The following is an 18178-nucleotide window of genomic DNA, read 5'->3' as shown; positions in this document are numbered from 1 at the left end:
GGTGCGAGTAACTCTCAACATCTTTATGGTCGAGCGGTTGATATTCGACCAAGCAGCCCGGCATCATTAGCTAAATTTGAGGGGTTTCTTGATCGGTATTGGTTTGGAGCGCTAGGGTACGGAGCGCATCGGGGGTTTATCCACATTGACACTCGGAACGGAAAAGGTTGGAGAAGCGGTGGGGAAAAAGGACCGAGATGGGATTATTAGGTTTTTGCTTGGGGTATCATTCTAGAAGAATTTTTTGCTCTAGGAATCGATTAATATTCTGAAGATTATCTATAGCGTTTCCTGTTCGCAAGAGGTACATTATCAATGCTGAAAAGCTTAATTATCAAAGGTTTAAGTGTGCCACCCAGGTGTGAGAACCGCTATGTAAACAACCAGAAATAGCTAAAATAGCTGGCTAAGGAACCCTCATCCTCAATCCCGTTTAAAATGTATAGGAAAGTGGGGTGTGGGAAGTGGGGAAGTGGGTCAATTTCAACTAAAACCCTAAAACCCTAACACCCCAAAACCCCCCGCAATGGGCACGCAGTGACTACCCTGTCTCCGTTCGGACCTCGGCGTGAGCTCGGTCGAACGCTGAGCTCACGGCCGAAGCCTGACGACCGACGACCGACGACCGGTACTATATAATAAAGAACGCTCTTTAGTTAGATATTGAGAAAAACATGGAAGTTATCCCCGCTATTGATATTCTCGATGGCAAATGTGTGCGACTTTATCAGGGAGATTACCAACAATCGCAGGTTTTTAACGATAATCCCGCAATAGTGGCGCGAGAATGGGTCAATCAGGGGGCAACCAGATTACATTTAGTTGATTTGGATGGAGCCAAAGAGGGTAAATCGGTTAATTTGTCAACTATTGAAACAATTCTTAATGATATTGCCATCCCAGTGCAGGTGGGGGGTGGACTGCGAGATATAGAAACGGTGAGTAATCTCCTGAAAATCGGGGTAGAAAAGGCGATTTTAGGGACAGTAGCCGTAGAAAAGCCGGAATTAGTCAGCGAACTTTGTCAAAGCTTTCCGGGGCAAATAATTGTCGGTATTGATGCCCGCGATGGCAAAGTAGCCACCAGGGGTTGGTTAGAAACCTCCGAGGTAGATGCGATCGCTCTTGGTCAAGATATGGCAAAAAGAGGAGCCAGCAGGATTATCTACACTGATATTCATCGAGACGGCACCCTTTCTGGTCCTAATCTCGCCGCTTTGCGAGAATTAGCCGAATCTGTCGAAATTCCCGTGATCGCCTCTGGGGGCATTAGTTCCCTGACGGACCTACTGAGTTTATTGTCTTTGGAACCTTTCGGAGTAACGGGAGTAATCGTCGGCCGCGCCCTTTATACCAGTGCAGTTAACCTCTCGGAAGCGATTAGCGCGATCGGTTCGGGCCGTTGGCAAGATGTACCCCCGAATTTTTTCGCTTAACGGACTTGTTTGAGAGTATCCACCTGTTTATTGAACATATCGGTAAATAAGCTCAAAACAGTGCGATTTTCATTGACTTTGACGTTAACGCTCACGGACATCCCCGATTGCAGCGGTAGAGTCGATTGATTTTTCAAAACTAACTCTTGACTGTTCAAGCGTACCCGGACGGGGAACCGATAAAAACGGTGATTTTCGTCGGGAGGTAGAGCATCGGAACCGATCGAGATTACTTCTCCCTTAATATCGCCGTATTCACTGTAAGAAAAGGAATCAATGCGAATATCGGCCTTTTGTCCCACGCGCACAAAACCGATGTCTTGGTTAGTCACGTCCACCTCTGCCACTAAACAACCTTTAGCGGCATCTTTGACCTGGGTGGGACAGCCATCGGGAACAATTTTTAACAATGCTTCCGCTTGACTCGGTTGGGGAACAAACCCAGGTCGGGCCTTGAGATCAAAGACCACACCATCGATGGGGGCGGTAATTTTTTGATATTTAATCGTCTGTTGTGCTTGACTAATTTGACTGTCTAGTTCGGCAATGCGTTTGTTGTTATCAATAATAATACGACTGATCTGACTATCGATTTCAGCAATCCGTTTGTGATTGTCCGCCATTTTATCACGCACATCTTTTTCCGTGATTACTGTGGTATTAATCAGCCTTTCTCTCGCTTGGGAGATCAACAGGGAATAACGCTTTTCTTCCTGTTCCAAACGGGAAATTTCGGCGATGCGGGTTTGTACTTCTTTCTCTTGTTTTTCTCGATCGATTTTGCCATTAGCCTCTTGCTGCTGCAGTTCATTTTGACGGTCAGTGACTGACTGTTTTTGTTTATTAATCTGATAACGGGCGACCGCTCCTTCTTCTCCCAAGGGTTCAATATCCTTAAGAATATTACGCTCGATATCCAAGCTTTCTTGGCCTTGTTTCATCGAATTGGCATTACGAGTCTTAATTTCTTCTAAGACGAAGCGATCATTGATTAATTGCGAGCGGGCATCGGCCAACTGTACCCTAGTTTGGTTCAATTGTTTTTCTAATTGTTCCATTTCCAATCTAGCCGCCGCTTGTCGAGAATTGGCCTCCCGTCGGGCAGCCTCTAAACGGGCTAATTGCTCCCCTTGTAAAGCAGAGCTAGAAGCACCTTCATTGACCTGTGCTTGATAAAGTTGATTTTCTGTCACCAAAGCGGCACGATTACGGGCTAAATCGGCGATTTCGCTCGGTAATTTTAATTGAGCGATTGAACTCTCCACTTGTGCTGGTGTCAGATCCTGCGCCATTAAGAGACGATAGAATTGATTTTCCTTCTCGGCAGTAGTGCGAATTTTTTTCAAGGATTCTAACTGCACTTGCGAGGCACTGGAATCCATTAAAACCAGTACATCACCTTTGTTAACTCGATCGCCATCTTTAACTTTCACGAACTGTACTACCCCATTCACCGGGGCTTGTACTTCTTGCACTTTGCCCTGGGGTTTAAGTTGTCCTTGGGCGCCCACCACCTGCTCGATTTTGGCGAACGCTGACCAAATTAAAGCGGCAGTGGTGACACTCATTAATGTCCAGATAATCGTCCGCGACCAAATGGGCGATTGTTTGAGGATCACCGATTGTTCCGGTGGGCTGAAAGTGGGTAAAGAAGGGGTAATACTTTTATTTTTCGTGGTAGTGGCAACGTTTTTACCCGCTTGGGTAAGTTCATCGCTTTTACCGTTGCCGTTGCCGTTTTGACCGTTGTTAGAATTACCGTTCATGGGGATTCTCCTATATTTATTTTTTCAGTTATCGGTTATCAGTGAACCGATACCCGTTCACTGATAACCGATAACTGATAACTGACTGACTAGATTTGCGAATCCTGTTGTTTATAGAGAGTATAGTAAAGACCTTTTTTGGCCATTAATTCCTCGTGGGTGCCTTCCTCCGCTACTGTCCCTTTATCCATCATGACAATAATATCGGCGGATTTGATCGAAGCTAAACGATGGGTAATAAAGAAGACCGTATGATCCTTGAAAGCTTCCTTGAGATTCAGACACACTTGCCGTTCGGTGTTATAGTCGAGGGCGCTGGTGGCCTCATCAAGAATGAGAATTTGCGGTCTTTGCAGGACGGAACGAGCGATCGCAACCCGTTGTCGTTGTCCCCCCGATAGGGATGCCCCCCGTTCACCGACGCGGGTATTATAGCCATTGGGCAGAGTCATAATAAATTCGTGGGCTGCCGCCGTTTTCGCTGCCGAGACAATTTCCTCCACAGTCGCATCGGGGTTAGTCAGGGCGATATTTTCCTGTACCGTACCGTCAAATAATAAGGTTTCTTGGGGAACCATGCCGATTTGACGACGCAGGGAATAGAGTTCCACTTTGTTGATATCGTAGCCATCGATGAGAATCCGTCCCGATTCCGGTTCGTAGAGACGGGCCAATAGTTTAGTGATGGTACTTTTCCCGGCGCCACTTTCTCCCACCAAAGCGACAAAAGTGCCGGCGGGGAATTCTAAATTGACGTTGTATAGTTGCAGGGCGCCGTGGGGATTGAAGCGGAAAGCGAGGTTTTCGTAGGTGACAGTGCCTTTAATTAAGGGCATGGGGATGTTTTGGCGATCTAGTTCCGCTTCTTGGGGAGTATCGACGATATCTGCTAATCTTTCCAGTGATAAGCCGGTTTCTTGGAAGTTTTGCCAGAGTTGGGTCAAACGCAGAATCGGCGAGGTAACGTAGGAAGCGATAATCCGGAAGGCGATTAATTGACCAAGGGTGAGTTTTCCGTCTAAAACTAAGGCTGCTCCCACCCACAGCACTAATAAACCCGATAATTGGTTAAAGAAGTGACTAAAGGAACCGGCCAAAGTTGAGGTCATTACCGTTTGAAAACCTTCGGCCACATAGCGCGCATAACGTTCTTGCCACTGCCAACGGGAACGCAATTCGATATTCTGTGCTTTTACTGTTTGGATCCCCGTCATCACCTCTACGAGATAGGATTGGGTTTCGGCATTTCGTTCGGCTTTTGCTCGCAGTTGTCGCCGCACGATCGGTGCGAAAATAGCTGTGGAGAGAACTAAAATCGGTACGACTCCCAGTGCCCAGAAGGTTAGAATCGGGCTATAGATCAACATAACCACGATGTAGATAACCGAGAAAATGGCATCTAATACCACCGTTAGGGCTGTACCTGTTAAAAATTGCCGAATATTCTCTAATTCGTTGATTCTTGTCGAAATTTCCCCCACTGGCCGCCGTTCAAAGTATTTCAGGGGTAAGCGCAGCAGGTGATCGATAATTTCCGAACCGAGGGTCATGTCGATGCGGTTAGTGGTATCGACAAAAAGGGATGTTCTCAAAAAGGTTAAAATTCCCTCAAAAACGGCAATTACCAAGAGGAAAACCCCGAGGGTATTCAGGGTTTCCGGGCTATTCTGCACGATCACTTTATCGATGATCACCTGAATCATCAAGGGATTGGCCAGGGCAAATAACTGCACGAAGAAAGAAGCAATAAAAACTTCTATTAAGACTCGTTTATGTTTCTTGACAGAAGGCCAAAACCATGATAGACCAAAACGCTGCTGCTGGGTGTGTTTGGTGGGTTTGAGCAGAATTACTTCCCCTTTTTCGTCCCAAGATTCCAGAAATTCGCTGGTTTTGCGTTTAATTATCCCCCGTTCGGGAACAGCGATCGTGGTTTCCCGTTGATTAATTTCGTAGAGGATAACGATGCTGTCTTGCCAGCGAATTAGGGCAGGAGGGTTGATATTGGGCAAGGAAGAAGCATTTAGCGGTACTAATTGGCTATGGAGTCCCACTACCTCGGCCACAGCCCCACACAGGGGCAGGGAAAGGCTGCCAGTTCTTTGCATTTGATCCCCTAGAATGCGTTGGATCACGTCCTTGCGAAAGGGGATATTAAAATATTTGCAGAGCATCTGAAAACAGGCACTCACCGCCTCTAGTTCCGTTTTTCCCCTGAAAAAAGGATATGACTTGCGGTTTTTCTGGACAGTTTTTTCAACGGCGATATCGCTGGTGATGTCGCTTATTTTTCCCTGGGGGATATCTAATACCTGGGTGGGTTTATTTCCCTTAATGACTTGGGTTTCCCAGATATCATCGGTTTCTGTTTCCGCAGCCGCTTCGGTTGCAACTGTCAAGAACTTGTCTAACCGGTCGCAACGCGCTCGCTCCGCGAGATCGGAGGAAACACCTAATAAGCGGGTGTTAGTCGGATTATTCTGGGTGATAACTGTGCCGATAGGATAATTGTCGGTATTTTCGCTGACTAACCAGAGATAATCATCGTTAATCTGGTTATAGGACACAGAAGCTTTGTTTAAAAGAGCCTGTGCAATTTCTTTGAGGTCTCCCCCACCCCAGGCCTGTTGATTAAGATAGGAGCCTAGGGTCGCATAAACTTCAGCAATCGAGGTTTGTTTAAAGAAATATTCCTTAAATTCGGGATAATTATTGATTAAAGACCAAAAATCCTCTTCTTTTAAGGTTAAACAGATAGTGACTTCCGAAGAAGCGATCACCGTTTCACAGGGGGTACCGCGCAGGAGACTGATCCACCCGAATAAATCCCCTGGCTGTAATTTAGCCAAAGTAACCGGCAACGGATTGTTAACCCTAGCATCGTAACCCAAAAGTCTGGCCTCTCCCTCGTAGAGAAGGACGAGGTGAGAGGGTAAGCGATCGCACTTGAGCATGGCATTGCCCATCTCATAGCGAAAGGGTTGTAATTTCTGGCCGAGGGAACGTCTCACTTCGACGGGCAGGCGCTCGAAGGGCTGTACGGTCTCCAGAAAGGCGGTAAAATCTAAAGTGGTATAACTCATTAGCTAGGTGAAAATTGACTAGGTTGGCAAATAATTAGGCGAAAAGACTGAGTAAACCGAGTGTTATCCGGAATGCTATATAACTGATATCTGCTCGCTATTGACTGGGGTTGATTCGGAGATAAATTTCACTGTTTGCATTTGAGTCATTAACCATTGTTGGAATAAATCATTCCGTAAGCGTTGACGGGTGGGAGGATCCAGTTCACAGGATAAATATTTTTCTAGTCGGACAATTACGACCCATTCTCCCACTTGCGTCGGTGGCCACAGTTGCCCCGGTTTACTTACTTTGAGAATTTGCCCGATCTGGGGATGGGGTGCGCTCAGTTCCACCGGTCCGATTAGTCCTCCGGTTTCTGCTTCTGCTCCTTGGGAGTATTTTTTGGCTAGTTCAGCGAAGCTAGTTTCTCGATCCTGTATCCGGAAAAATAGTTCTTGGGCAATGCCGATATTTTTTGTCCGAATCAAGGAATAAACCACCTTATCCAATTGATTTTTGACTTGCAAGAAGTAGGATTCTACTTTGTTATCCCAAGTCTCCTGTTTAAATTTTTCTAATTTAATATCCCGAAGAATTAGATATTCTAGTTGTTCGGAATTCATCCCGTTTTGTTGTAACCAAGATTTTATTTGTTCATCGTTGGCAATTTGATTATTTTGATAGAAACGGGAATAGGCTGCGTTTCTTTCTTCGGGATTGCAGGTGATATTGGCGATAGCTTGCTCGATAATTACTTCCCGGATTAACTCGGGTAACATACCATATTTTGCCAAAAGAGGCAAGACCTCTGACTCGCTAATTTTTTGATCGCCGATTTCAATAATTGAACTCATAATAAATACATTTTCCTCTCAGAAAGGTTTAAAAGTAAACTATAAACTCTAGAACCGACATTCCGCACATCTTCATATACTTTTATATATTTTTACATTCCCCAAGATGTTTTGACGAAAAACCTTGATTGTAGAAACTACTATTGAGAACATTTTCAATAATTGATTTTTTCTGAGAAAAAAATTACAATAGACATCGACCTAATATTATCTCAAGACTAAAATTCTCTCTAGTTAAGGAATCTACCCGAATAAAAATGATTTTAATTGCCTCATATTTTTTCAGTAAAATTGAATTAGCAAGGATAGATATACATTCCAACCATTGAACTATTTAATTATAGCAAAAAATGGGTTATTTAGGACGCTTTAAATTTTCAAACTCTTATCGGTCAAGGGTTTCAGCGATTGATTGTCCTAAACACACCGATCTTTGCTATAGTACATAAGACAAAGGTAAGCTGTGACTAGGTTGTAATTTTTGGAGATGTCTAATTATTCACCTTGATAAAAATCAATCATTGTAGCTATAGTCTTTACTGGCAATGGGTTTTAAGCAATATATTAGTAAAAATTATCAATTGAATGTTAAGAAGTGCGGAAAGTGAGCTAGAAGCTTCTAAATTTTATTAAGGTGATTATACGTCAAAACAGCAATTTTAAGGCACTCATCCCTATTTTAATGGGAGTTTCCCCCGTCAAAGCCGAAAATTATCAAAATTAAGGCAATAAGTCGGTCATCTTGGTGGGGGTGATGAGGGGAAGTAGTCCTAGTCTATCGGCCCACCCAAAAATTCTGCTCAGAAAGCCCTAATTACTCCTCTAATTGACTAGAATCGACCTCTTGCAGAAGTTGGGGAAGGGGGAAAGGGGAAATTTTAACCCTTAACCCTTAACCCTATAATATGCACCCCTTTTCCCTACATTTGCGGAAAATTTTTTGATTTAGGCAAGAGATCTAATGATAGGATATAGGTCTAGCTAACTTGGAGAGGTGGCAGAGTGGTCGATCGCGCTCGACTTGAAATCGAGTAACCAGAAATGGTTCGTGGGTTCAAATCCCACCCTCTCCGTACTGAACCAATCTAAATTTGGACTCGGGTTTCCCAATTGTTCCTAGAGACGGGAAAATAAAATATACTAGGCTAAAAAGATAACATTGAGGCAGTAGCCCTTCGGCATGGTTTTTTGGAAAAGATTGTTTAATAGCTCGGAAGTCACTGCATCACCTGACTATTCGGGAGACTTGGTAGAGGTTGCCCAGAATGACCTCGGACAGACGCGAGTGTTTTTTAGTACCGATCGAGAGCTAGATCTGTATGAGTTAGAAGAACTTTGTGACTCGGTGGGTTGGGCCCGTCGTCCTTTACGCAAAGTTAAAAAGGCGATCGAATGTAGTTTTTTAGTGGTGTCGATGTGGGAAGTGCGAGGTAATCGCCGTCGTTTAGTGGGTTTTGCTCGTGCCACTTCCGATCACGCTTTTAATGCTACAGTCTGGGATGTGGTTGTTCATCCTCACTATCAAAGTAAAGGCTTTGGTAAAGCATTAATGAAATTTATGATCAGGAAGTTGCGGGGTGAGGACATCAGTAATATAACTCTTTTCGCCGATCCGCAGGTGGTGGATTTCTATCGTCGTCTCGGTTTTGTTCTCGATCCCGAAGGTATCAAAGGGATGTTTTGGTATCCGGATTAAGAATGCCGCTCTTAGGCTATACTGGAAAGGGAGTCTATTTCGGGATGTAGCGCAGCTTGGTAGCGCGCCTGCTTTGGGAGCAGGATGCCGCAGGTTCAAATCCTGTCATCCCGACTTGAGAGAACATTATTAAAATCTTAACTTTGTCTCCGTTCTGGTTGATGGGAGAGGCTGCCTTCTTTTATTGCCAAACTGAGGTGAATTAGCTGAAAAATTAGGGGGTGCGGGGAGAGAAGGAGGATTGGCGGGAATAACAAGGGTTATTCCCGCCAATCCTCCTTGTAAGATATCGACAGACGATTATTCTTCTTCTTCGTAATCCTCCTCGAAATCTTCCTCCTCCCCTTCCTCATCAGCAGCTGACCAGCTGTCGCTGATGGGTTGGCGACTAAAGCGACTGCTGCTGCGGGAGGAGAGGAAAGCCATTTCATCATCCTCTAAATCGACCACATCACCTTCAGCGTAGGCGCGGGCGGTTTGATCGTCAAGAATCATATCGCTATCGTCACTACTATCGCCGAAACCGGGACGAGGGGGGAAACCGATACCGCCGGGGGCAGCGTAATAACCACGATTGTTGTAGTTATATTCTTCCTCTGGGGGTGTGTAGTCGCTGATTCCCAACCTGTTTTCGTGGGCATTGAAGCCGGTACCCGCTGGAATCAGACGACCGATGATGACGTTTTCTTTGAGGCCTCGTAACCAGTCGGATTTACCTTCGATCGCTGCTTCGGTGAGGACGCGGGTGGTTTCTTGGAAGGAGGCGGCACTGATGAAGCTGTCGGTATTTAGGGAGGCTTTGGTGATGCCCAGTAGTACGGGCGTATATTTAGCTGCTGCGCCGCCGGTGATTGACATGGCTTCGTTGACTGTTTCTACTTGTCGCAGTTCTAATAATTCACCGGGTAACATACTGGTGTCGCCGCCGTCGTCGATCCGCACTTTTGAGGTCATCTGACGGACGATGACTTCGATGTGTTTATCGGCTATGTCGATTCCTTGGGATTGGTAAACGGATTGTACTTGATCGACGAGGTACATTTGGGTTTTTTCTAGGGCTTTTAGGGCGGCTTCGTAACTGCCTAGGCTGTCGAGATAATAGTTGAAGAATACTTCTAATATCTCGTGGGGGTTGGCTTGACCATCGGTTAGGGCTTGACCTACTTCGATGCGCTGATTGTCGCTGACTAGGGGGTTTTGACTGCCTAAAAGGGGATATTCACTGATGGTTCCGTCTTCTTCGACTACTTTTATGTCGACGATTTCAGAGTCTTGGTACTCCACTTGACAAACTCCTGGTTTGCGGGCTAGGACGCAAGCTTCTTTTGGTTTGCGGGCTTCGAGTAGTTCTTCGATTCTGGGTAGGCCTTGAATGATGTCGCCGGTTTTTGAGCGTTCAAATACTAGTAGCACTAGGTTGTCGCCCCGTTGGACTAGGTCTCCTTGGTCGATGTGGAGAATGGCTCCGGCTGATACTCGGTAGGGTCGGGCTTTTCGTAGTCGGATTTGATGGCCGGTGGTGGTTTGGTCTATGGCGAGTATTTGTCCGGAGTTGGGGGCTAGTATTCCGGGGGCGATTTCTGTTTCGGCGATTACTAGGTCTCCTGCTTTGACGGTGGGGGCTACGGGGAGGGGGAGGATTTTTTCGTCTCGGTCGCTGACTATTAGGAGACGGCGCACTGCTTCGCTTCCTTGGCGAATTCCGCGAATTTCTCCTGCTTCTTTGCTCTGGATTTCGGTGCGGGCTACTACTGCTCCTGGTGGAATTTCTTGGCCGTCTTGGACGAGTATGCGGGTTTGTATGTTGCCTCCTAGGGGGTCGTTGTCGCTATCGCGACGTAGGACTAGGGTTTCGAGGATAACTAGCTGTAATCTCTGACTTTCGCTGTTTTCGATGGGCTTGAATTCGATGTCGGCTGTGAGATGGGTGACTGATTCTGGTTCTTCGCTTTTTATTTCTAGGACTAATTGGGTGCTGATCAGTTGACATCCTTCGACGGTTTTTACTTTTTCTCCGTCTTTGAAGTGGATGCGTTGTACTGAGCGTAGTTGGATCTGTCTTCCTCTTTCTTGGTTGGCGGTTGCTTGGGTGGGGGAGGTGGTTTGGTCAAGGACGGTGAATTCTTGTACTGGTCGCAGTAGTAATCCTAGGCCTTCGTTGGTTTCTACCCATTCTGCTTGCCGTAATTCTTGGATGGTGATTTCGGGGGTTATTTGTGTGCCGGGGTGGATTATTTGTTCTTGGGCTATTCCGGTGGTTTCTGGTTCGAGGTCCATGAATAATAGCCCTGGTTTGACTATTATTTCTCGGAGGATGTCGTTTTTTTGGATGATTGACACGCAGCCGCTGGTGTTACAGAAGATGTCTTTTACTATTTCTTCTCCTGCTTCTACATATTGGCCGTCTTCTACTTGTAGGAGGGAGATGTCTTTGTTGATTTCGTGGGTTTCTTCGGGTATCCAGAGGATGGTGCCGCCTTTGGTGATTTCATATCCTTGTTTGCGGCTGCCTTTGGCGATTTCGATGTCGATGTATTTGATTGTGCCGCCGGTGTGGGTTTGATAGCGATCGTCGATTAGTTCGGCGACTATGGCATGATTCTGTACTTTTGTGCCGGGGGTGGTTTTTAGTAGGAAGCTTTGACTGTCGTTGGTATGGATGATATATTGTTCTCGTCCGGCGGTGCTTTCTATTTTTACTTGGGCTTGATCTAAAGATACGGCGGCGGTGACGATATCGATTTCCCGGCTGTTGGGGGCTAAACGGACTAGGCCGCCGTTTGTGGATACTAATTTGGTTTCGGCTAGTACGTCTCCTTTTTGTATTTGTTGGCCGTTTTTGACTACGGGTTCGGCTCCGGGGGGGAGGTTATATACTTCTCCGGAGAGGATCCATAGTAGGCCTCCTCGTTGGGCTGTGCGGGTGGTGTTGCCTTGGCGGTCGGTTTTTTCTTCGGGGACTAATTGGCTGAAGAGGACTTCGCCGGCTAGGTCGCTGGTTACGTCTTTTGTGGCTTTTTCTGTGGATTTTTGGACTTTTTCGGGGGTTATTTCTGCTAGTAGTTGTTCTTGGTGCACGAGGGCGCCGTCGGTGATGAATAGTAGTGAGCCGGGGGTTAGGGTGTGGGTGACTGGTTCTTTGGTTTTTTCTTTGGGTGTTATTTTTATTTCTCCTGGGGCTTCTACTTGGTCTCGTTCGTCTCCGTGGCGGGTTCGCACGTTTCGGATGCTTAAGCCTGGTAGAAATCTCACGGTTCCTTCGAAGGGACTGCGTATTTGTCGGGCTACTTCTCCGGTGAATACGCCGCCGGTGTGGAAGGTTCGCATGGTTAGTTGTGTTCCTGGTTCGCCGATGGATTGGGCTGCTATAATTCCTACTGCTTCTCCCATGTCTACTGGGTGTCCGTGGGCTAGACTCCAACCGTAACAGGTTTGACACACTGAGCGGGCGGCTTCACAGGTTAGGGGGCTGCGGACTTTGATTTTTTCGACGAGTGTCCCTAGTTTTTCGGCGGTTTCGTCGTCGATTATTTGGTTGCGGCGGGCGATTATTTGTCCGTTTACTTCTATGTCGACCGCGAGGGCTCGACCTAGTAGGCGATCGCTTAGGGGGATGAGGATGCGATCTCCGTCGGTCATGGGGGTTATTTGGATGTAACGATTGGTGCCACAATCGGCTTCGCGGACGATGACGTCTTGGGATACGTCGACGAGTCGGCGGGTGAGATAACCGGAGTCGGCGGTTCTTAGGGCGGTGTCGACTAAACCTTTGCGGGCTCCGTAGGAGGAGATGACGTATTCGGTGACGGTTAGTCCTTCTCGGAAGTTGGTTTTGATGGGGAGGTCGATGATTTCTCCTTGGGGATTTGCCATTAGTCCGCGCATTCCGACTAGTTGACGGACTTGGCTCATGTTGCCTCTGGCTCCAGAGAAGGCCATCATGTAGACGGAGTTGAGGGGATCTGTGTTTTGGAAGTTCCTTATTACTTCGTCTTTTAGTGATTCGGATGTGCTGTTCCAGGTGTCGATTACTTTTTGGAAGCGTTCTACTTCGGTGATTTCGCCGCGCACGTAACGCTGTTCGGTTTGCCGGATTTCTTGTTCGGCGCTTTCGATCATTTGTCGTTTTGCGGGGGGGACGGTTAAGTCGTCGACGCTGATGGAAACTCCTGCTTTGGTGGCGAATCGAAAACCGAGGTTTTTTATTTGGTCGGCCATTTGTGAACAGCGCGCTGAGCCGTAGTTTTGATAGGCCCATGCGATTAGTTTTTTTAGTTTTCCTTTGTCTACGGTTTGGTTATAAAACATTTGGTTTCGGGTGATGAGTAAATAAAACGGCTATTGGCTTTCGGGGTTTTGGGCTGAGGGCGGCGGCTTTTCTTTTTTCTGATCGCTGTTTTTACGCTTCTGTTTCTTCTTCTTCGAGGTCTTCTGTGGTTAGGGATTCGTAGGTGGGGCGGGAGGGGGCGCGACGACCGATATCGATCATTAGGTCGATTTCGATGTCGCGGGATGTGCCGTCGGGGGCGTTTTCTACTTTGTGGACGGCGATGTCGAGGCCAAGGGATTGTAGTTCTCGCATTAATACTTTGAAGGATTCTGGTGTGCCGGGGCGGGGGATGGGTTTGCCTTTTACGATGGCGTTTAGGGCTTCATTCCGTCCTTGCATGTCGTCGGATTTTACGGTTAGTATTTCTTGTAGGGTATAGGCTGCGCCGTAGGCTTCTAGGGCCCAGACTTCCATTTCTCCGAAGCGTTGGCCGCCTTGTTGGGCTTTGCCGCCTAGGGGTTGCTGGGTGACTAGGGAGTAGGGACCGGTGGAACGGGCGTGAATTTTATCGTCTACTAGGTGAACTAGTTTTAACATGTAGGCCATGCCTACGGTGACGGGTCGGTCGAAGGGTTCGCCGGTGCGACCATCATAGACGGTGACTTTGCCGGGGTGTTCTTCTGTGAAGACCCAATTGCGGTTGGTTTTTTTTGAGGCTTTTTCTAGTAGTCCGTGGACGGTTAAGCGGCTGGCTTCTTCTCCGTACATTTCGTCGAAGGGGGTAATTTTAAAGCGTATGCCTAGGTTTTCGCCGGCCCAACCGAGTAAGCATTCAAATACTTGACCGACGTTCATGCGGCTGGGGACTCCTAGGGGGTTGAGTACGATGTCGACGGGTCGACCATCGGGGAGGTAGGGCATGTCTTCTAGGGGTAGTATTCTGGAGATTATTCCTTTGTTGCCGTGACGACCTGCCATTTTATCGCCGACTTGGATTTTGCGTTTTTGGGCGACGTAAACTCGGACTACCATGTTGGCGCCGGGGGGTAGTTCGTCTCCTTGTTCGCGGGTGAATACGCGTACGTCTACTACTCGGCCTTTTTCTCCGTTGGGTACGCGTAGGGAGTTGTCTCGTACGTCCCGGGCTTTTTCTCCGAATATTGCCCGCAGTAGTTTTTCTTCGGGGGGTTGATCTGATTCGCCTTTGGGGGTGACTTTGCCGACGAGGATATCGCTGGCTTCTACCCAGGCGCCGATGCGGATTATGCCGCGTTCGTCGAGGTTGCGCAGGGCATCTTCGCCGACGTTGGGGATTTCTCTGGTGATTTCTTCTGGTCCGAGTTTGGTTTGACGGGCTTCGATTTCGTATTTTTCGATGTGGATGCTGGTATAGACATCTTGTGCTACGAGTCTTTCGCTGATTAGAATTGCGTCTTCGTAGTTATAGCCTTCCCAGGGCATGTAGGCGACGAGGATATTCTGGCCGAGAGCGATTTCTCCTCCTTCGGTGGCGGAACCGTCGGCGAGGATCTGCCCTGGCACTACTTGTTCGCCTTGATAGACTAAGGGTCGCTGATTTAGGCAGGTATCTTGGTTAGAGCGTTGATATTTCTGAATTTCGTACTCGATCTCGCTTTTGCCGAATGTTTCTTTGTCTTCATCGGCTACTTTGATGCGAATCCGGTTGGCATCGACGTGGGAAACGATTCCATTGGTACGGGAAACGATGACCATGCCGGAGTCGCGGGCGGTTTGTGCTTCTAGTCCGGTACCTACAAGGGGACGTTCGGGACGCAGTAGGGGAACTGCTTGTCGCTGCATGTTGGAACCCATGAGGGCGCGGTTGGCGTCGTCGTGTTCGAGGAAGGGGATGAGGGAGGTGGCGACGGAGACGATTTGGACGGGGGAAACACAAACGTAGTCTACTTGTTCGGGGGTGGTGGTGGAGAATTCCTGCCGATAGCGTACGGGGATGGTTTCGCCGAGTATGTAACCTTTTTCGTCGGTGGCTACGTCTCCTGGTGCTACTCGCAGGTCGTCTTCTTCGTCGGCGGTGAGGTATTTTACGGGGAGATCGTAGCGGACTTGGCCATTTTCTACTACATAACAGGGGGTTTCTATGAAACCGTAGTCGTTGACGCGGGCGTAGGTGGCGAGGGAACCGATTAAGCCGGCGTTGGGTCCTTCTGGGGTTTCCACTGGACAGATGCGACCGTGGTGGGAGGGGTGAATGTCACGCACGGCAAAACCGGCCCGTTCCCGGGTGAGACCGCCGGGGCCAAGGGCGGAAATACGGCGTTTATGGGTCAATTCCGCTAGGGGGTTGGTTTGATCCATGAACTGGGAGAGTTGCGAGGAACCAAAGAATTCTTTAATCGCCGCTACTAGGGGTTTCGGGTTGACTAGGGATGCGGGGGTGAGGTTTTGGGATTCGCTGACGGTCATCCGTTCTCGAATGATTCTTTCTAGGCGGTTTAATCCTACTCGCACTTGGTTTTGGAGGAGTTCTCCGACGGAACGGACGCGACGGTTGCCTAGGTGGTCGATGTCGTCGGTGTTGCCGATGTCGAATTCGAGGTTGATTAGGTAGTCGATGGCTGCTAGGATGTCGGTGGTGGTGAGAACGCGCTGGTTATCGGGGACGTTGAGGCGTAGTTTTTTGTTGAGTTTGTAGCGACCTACGCGACCGAGATCGTAGCGTTTATTGTCAAAAAAGCGGGATTCGAGCAGTTGTTGTCCGCCGGTGACGGTGGGGGGTTCGCCGGGGCGTAGTTTGCGGTAGAGGTCGAGGAGGGATTCTTCTTCGGTGGGGTTGCCTTCTTTGTCGAGGGTTTTTTGGTAGAATTCGGGGTGGCGTAGGGAGTCAAGGATTTCGTTGTCGCTTAATCCGATCGCTTTGAGGAGAACTTGGGCGGATAGTTTGCGGGTTTTGTCGATTCTGACCCAGACTAGGCCGTTTTTGTCGGTTTCAAATTTTAACCAAGCTCCTCGGTTGGGTATGAGGGAGGCGGAGTAGGTGCGGCGACCGTTTTTGTCGATTTCGGCTTTGTAGTAAACGCCGGGGGATCGGACGATCTGATTGACGATGACTCGTTCGGCTCCGTTGATGATAAAGGTTCCTCGTTCGGTCATTAGGGGTAGGTCGCCGATGAAGACTTCTTGTTCGATGTTTTCTCCGGTTTCTTTGTTGATTAGACGGGTGGGGACGTACATTTGAACGGAGTAGCTGCTGTCCCGTCGTTTGGCTTCGTCGACGTTGTATTTGGGTTCTTTGAGTCTGTAGTCTTGGCCGAGGAAATGTAGTTCTAGTTTGCCTGTGTAGTCGCTGATGGGGGAAAAGCTGTTGAGTTCTTCGATTAGTCCTTGTTCTAAGAACCACCGGAAGCTGGAGTGTTGGATTTCGATGAGGTCGGGTAGGAGGTTAAAGGTAAGATTGTTCATTATGGTTGTAAGGGCTGATGACACGATGGCGAGGGTCGGATATCAGTGAGCGGTTTTCTTCGGTTCTGTTATTTCTGTTTCCTGACTCCTGTTTTCTGTCTAATAAACTATGTTTTTTAACTGGGGAGTTGAAATAGGTTGCGGGCGTTGTGGGTGGTTTGTTCGGCTATGGTTTCGAGGGAAACGCCGCGCAGATGGGCGAGGGTTTGGGCTACATGAGGGACGAAGGATGGTTCACAGGGTTTACCGCGGTGGGGGTTGGGTGAGAGAAAGGGGCAATCGGTTTCGATTAGTAGGCGATCGCTGGGGACGATTTGGGCGGTTGCTTGCACGGTTTTACTGTTTTTAAAGGTGACAATGCCGCTAAAGCTGATGTAAAAACCCAAATCTAAAAACCATTGAGTTTCTTCGGGGTTGCCAGTCCAGCAGTGCATCACGCCGCCAATTTTGCCCACTTGTTGCCGAAAAGCACTGATTTCCTCCCGCATTGACTTGGCCGCATCCCGACAATGGATAATCACGGGTTTATCGAGACGATGGGCGATTTCTAGTTGCTTCCAAAACACCTTTTTTTGCTGCTCTTGGTTTTCTGCTTTATAGAAATCTAAACCCATTTCCCCGATCGCCACGACGCGCCGATCAGATCGGGCTAGGGATTCGATCTGATCGGCACTATTATCTCGCCATTTTTGGGCATCTAGGGGATGTAAACCGACGGCGAAGGAAATTTCCTCAAATTGATCAGCAATGGCTTTAATCGCTGCAAATTCCTCTGGTTCGACACAGGAGTGAACCAGATGAACGACTCCCACACTTCGCCAACGTTCGGAGATAGCGGGCAAGTCGGCTTGCAAAACGTCAAAGTTCAGATGAACGTGCGTATCTATTAATTGCATCGACCCCTGATCGCTTGTTGCGTCTGTCCTGATTACAGCTTACTTGTTTCTTAGGAAGCTTGGCTAACTTTTTGCAAAGCTTTAGCTAAACCAGCTTTTTTTCTAGCGCCGTTGTTCCGGTGCAAGACGTTGCGCTTGACGGCTTTATCGATTTTACTGTAAGCTTCCGATAGAGCTTGTTGGGCGCTCTCTAGCCCTTCTGGGCTAGGGTTGGCTCCGTAGGCTGAGACAGCGACAAGACACTTTTTGATCAGGGTTCTTACGGCTGACTTGTACGCTTTGTTGCGTTGTCGATTTCTTTCGGAGATTTGGACTCGTTTGAGTGCAGACTTTGTATTAGCCACAGTCGTTTCTTGTTCTCAATACTGGTATGGTTAATCGGGACACAGACAAGCCATCATAACAGATTTGTTCTATTTGTTGCAAGAGTTTTCTGGACAAGATTGGGACAACCCCTAGAGATATTTTCAGGATGAGGCTCCCACGGATGGGGAAGGATTGAAGGTTAAGGGGACTGCCACAACTGAATTCAGGTTCAGGGGATTTAGCCGTGACTGTGCCGATAACTAATGGCCAAACTTGTCATGAGGGGCTAAAGTGTGCTATAAGCAGTCAGACCCTGCCCTGGTCTTTATTCTTTCCGATTAGGTAAATTACTGATGACTGAAGCTAAACGCGCCCTAATTACCGGCATCACCGGTCAAGATGGTTCCTATCTGAGCGAATTATTATTAGAAAAAGGCTATGAAGTCC

11 protein-coding genes and 2 tRNA genes are annotated in these 18178 nt (G+C 47.9%); 6 read left to right on the top strand and 7 right to left on the bottom strand.

Translation table 11 applies throughout. The features are described from left to right. Together MiAbW_RS17600 and hisA are read left to right on the top strand one after the other, a co-directional pair. A partial coding sequence (locus tag MiAbW_RS17600) for a D-Ala-D-Ala carboxypeptidase family metallohydrolase (RefSeq protein ID WP_151697164.1) occupies positions 1-210 on the top strand: 210 nt, incomplete at its 5' end. Between the two features lie 464 nt (positions 211-674). Continuing rightward, positions 675-1436: a 1-(5-phosphoribosyl)-5-[(5-phosphoribosylamino)methylideneamino]imidazole-4-carboxamide isomerase gene (gene hisA / locus MiAbW_RS17595; RefSeq protein WP_151697163.1), complete on the top strand. Its 762-nt coding sequence runs from the start codon at positions 675-677 to the stop codon at positions 1434-1436. Here the strand turns inward: hisA and MiAbW_RS17590 are convergent. The 3 genes from MiAbW_RS17590 to MiAbW_RS17580 form a co-directional block, all read right to left on the bottom strand. After that, on the bottom strand, positions 1433-3202 hold the full coding sequence (locus MiAbW_RS17590; protein ID WP_151697162.1) for an HlyD family efflux transporter periplasmic adaptor subunit: 1770 nt from the start codon (positions 3200-3202) through the stop codon (positions 1433-1435). The genes hisA and MiAbW_RS17590 overlap by 4 nt on opposite strands. Positions 3203-3291: 89 nt before the next feature. After that, positions 3292-6285, bottom strand: a complete 2994-nt coding sequence (locus tag MiAbW_RS17585; RefSeq protein ID WP_151697161.1) for a peptidase domain-containing ABC transporter — start codon at positions 6283-6285, stop codon at positions 3292-3294. A gap of 75 nt (positions 6286-6360) precedes the next feature. Next, positions 6361-7122: a peptidylprolyl isomerase gene (locus tag MiAbW_RS17580; RefSeq protein ID WP_151697160.1), complete on the bottom strand. Its 762-nt coding sequence runs from the start codon at positions 7120-7122 to the stop codon at positions 6361-6363. 988 nt (positions 7123-8110) lie between these two features. Between MiAbW_RS17580 and MiAbW_RS17575 the strand changes: the two genes are divergently transcribed. From MiAbW_RS17575 to MiAbW_RS17565, 3 genes are all read left to right on the top strand, one after another. After that, positions 8111-8195: transfer RNA gene (locus MiAbW_RS17575), tRNA-Ser, on the top strand. A 107-nt stretch (positions 8196-8302) separates the two neighbouring features. After that, complete coding sequence (locus MiAbW_RS17570) at positions 8303-8818, top strand: GNAT family N-acetyltransferase (protein ID WP_002736326.1); 516 nt, start codon at positions 8303-8305, stop codon at positions 8816-8818. Between the two features lie 40 nt (positions 8819-8858). Next, positions 8859-8932, top strand: a tRNA-Pro gene (locus MiAbW_RS17565). Between the two features lie 186 nt (positions 8933-9118). Here MiAbW_RS17565 and MiAbW_RS17560 read toward each other — a convergent pair. The 4 genes from MiAbW_RS17560 to rpsT form a co-directional block, all read right to left on the bottom strand. After that, positions 9119-13126, bottom strand: coding sequence for a DNA-directed RNA polymerase subunit beta' (locus MiAbW_RS17560; protein ID WP_151697159.1), 4008 nt, complete (start codon positions 13124-13126; stop codon positions 9119-9121). A 91-nt stretch (positions 13127-13217) separates the two neighbouring features. Continuing rightward, positions 13218-16529 carry a DNA-directed RNA polymerase subunit beta gene (rpoB, locus tag MiAbW_RS17555; RefSeq protein WP_151697158.1) on the bottom strand — a complete coding sequence of 1104 codons (3312 nt, stop codon included), beginning with the start codon at positions 16527-16529 and terminating at the stop codon, positions 13218-13220. 116 nt (positions 16530-16645) lie between these two features. Next, a complete protein-coding gene (locus MiAbW_RS17550) occupies positions 16646-17425 on the bottom strand; it encodes a TatD family hydrolase (protein ID WP_151697157.1) in 780 nt (259 codons plus the stop codon). 50 nt (positions 17426-17475) lie between these two features. Further along, complete coding sequence (gene rpsT / locus MiAbW_RS17545; protein WP_151697156.1) at positions 17476-17769, bottom strand: 30S ribosomal protein S20; 294 nt, start codon at positions 17767-17769, stop codon at positions 17476-17478. Between the two features lie 315 nt (positions 17770-18084). Between rpsT and MiAbW_RS17540 the strand changes: the two genes are divergently transcribed. Further along, positions 18085-18178 (top strand): GDP-mannose 4,6-dehydratase (locus MiAbW_RS17540; protein ID WP_123231299.1); only part of this gene is annotated, 94 nt, incomplete at its 3' end.

Origin of the sequence: Microcystis aeruginosa NIES-4325 (assembly GCF_008974145.1) — a bacterium.
Taxonomy (GTDB): domain Bacteria; phylum Cyanobacteriota; class Cyanobacteriia; order Cyanobacteriales; family Microcystaceae; genus Microcystis; species Microcystis aeruginosa_G.
This window is presented reverse-complemented; position numbering and strand designations above follow the sequence as displayed.

What these genes read in the sequence shown, in the direction of transcription:
- hisA (WP_151697163.1), top strand. Translation starts at nt 675, where the DNA reads ATGGAAGTTATCCCCGCTATTGATATTCTCGATGGCAAATGTGTGCGA.
- MiAbW_RS17590 (WP_151697162.1), bottom strand. Translation starts at nt 3,202, where the DNA reads ATGAACGGTAATTCTAACAACGGTCAAAACGGCAACGGCAACGGTAAA.
- MiAbW_RS17585 (WP_151697161.1), bottom strand. Translation starts at nt 6,285, where the DNA reads ATGAGTTATACCACTTTAGATTTTACCGCCTTTCTGGAGACCGTACAG.
- MiAbW_RS17580 (WP_151697160.1), bottom strand. Translation starts at nt 7,122, where the DNA reads ATGAGTTCAATTATTGAAATCGGCGATCAAAAAATTAGCGAGTCAGAG.
- MiAbW_RS17570 (WP_002736326.1), top strand. Translation starts at nt 8,303, where the DNA reads ATGGTTTTTTGGAAAAGATTGTTTAATAGCTCGGAAGTCACTGCATCA.
- MiAbW_RS17560 (WP_151697159.1), bottom strand. Translation starts at nt 13,126, where the DNA reads ATGTTTTATAACCAAACCGTAGACAAAGGAAAACTAAAAAAACTAATC.
- rpoB (WP_151697158.1), bottom strand. Translation starts at nt 16,529, where the DNA reads ATGAACAATCTTACCTTTAACCTCCTACCCGACCTCATCGAAATCCAA.
- MiAbW_RS17550 (WP_151697157.1), bottom strand. Translation starts at nt 17,425, where the DNA reads ATGCAATTAATAGATACGCACGTTCATCTGAACTTTGACGTTTTGCAA.